Raw genomic sequence first — 1,111 nt, forward strand, 5'->3', positions numbered from 1 at the left:
TTCTCTAGGGGACAAAAGCTAGCTGAATAAAAAAGTCGGCTCTGGTACAGTGTTTTTGTCTATGAAACACAGCCCGAACCGACCTCCCTACGATACCCTGAAACAGCACCTCAGGCAACACCTGTGCTTTGATCCCAGACGCCTCGATGTGCTCATTGCCCTGATCTTCGCTGTGATCCAGTCCCGCAGTGTGGTGCTCTTCCAGTTGGTCTCCCATGTCCAGCTCCCAGCTCAGGTCAAAAGTCGCTACAAACGCCTCAAACGTTTTGTGCAATTCCCCCTCCCAGACACCTGCATCGCTCAAGTGGTCCTGACCTTGCTCCCCAAAGGCAAAATCTATCTGGTCCTCGACCGTACCCACTGGAAACTTGGGGAAAAAGACATCAACCTCCTGCTCGTTAGCGCAATCTGGAAAACTTTCGCCTTCCCACTGTGCTGGACGGTCTTTGATGAAAGTGGTAACAGTGACCAGCAAGACCGCATCACCCTGGTCTCTCGTCTGCTTCCTCTGCTGAAAGACCATGAAGTGGCAGGACTGCTGGCGGATCGAGAATTTATCGGACGTGACTGGTTTGTCTTCCTGAGGCAGCACCACATCCCCCCTTTCATTCGCCTGAAAGCCGACACCCGCGTGAACGGGGTGCCCATCTGGTGCTGCTTTAAGAAACTCCAGCCTGGAGAATCCCGCTACTGGCACCGAAAAATGCGGGTTTATGGGGTAACGTGTCGAGTGCTGGCCTCCAAATCCCTCAAGGGAGAGCTGCTTTTTCTGGCCTATGCGGGAAGACATGAGTTAGCCCTCAAGACTTACCGACTTCGCTGGAACGCGGAAAATCTGCACTCAGCCCTGAAAACCAGAGGGTTTCATCTGGAAGATTCCGGGCTTCATTTTCCTGAGCGGGTGTCAACGTTACTGGGGGTGTTGAGTCTGACGTTTGTGTGGTGCTGCGTGTGTGGGGAATTTCAGGCCGTCAGGGAGCCTCCAGTGGTCCTCAAGCATGGGTATGCTCTTCCGTCTGGGGTTGGATACGTTGCAGGAAGCTTTATTTCGTTCAAGTTTTCATGCTTCAGGCTTTCTGGAACAGCTTCTAGCCTGTTTTGTCCCCTAGAG

General features: G+C 53.0%; 1 pseudogene. It reads left to right on the plus strand.

The features are described 5' to 3' along the window. The first annotated feature begins 61 nt into the window (after positions 1–61). Positions 62–1,109, plus strand: a pseudogene (locus tag DC3_RS28810) (IS4 family transposase). The last annotated feature ends 2 nt before the right edge of the window (positions 1,110–1,111 follow it).

It is taken from the genome of Deinococcus cellulosilyticus NBRC 106333 = KACC 11606 (assembly GCF_007990775.1).
Classification (GTDB): Bacteria; Deinococcota; Deinococci; order Deinococcales; family Deinococcaceae; genus Deinococcus_C; species Deinococcus_C cellulosilyticus.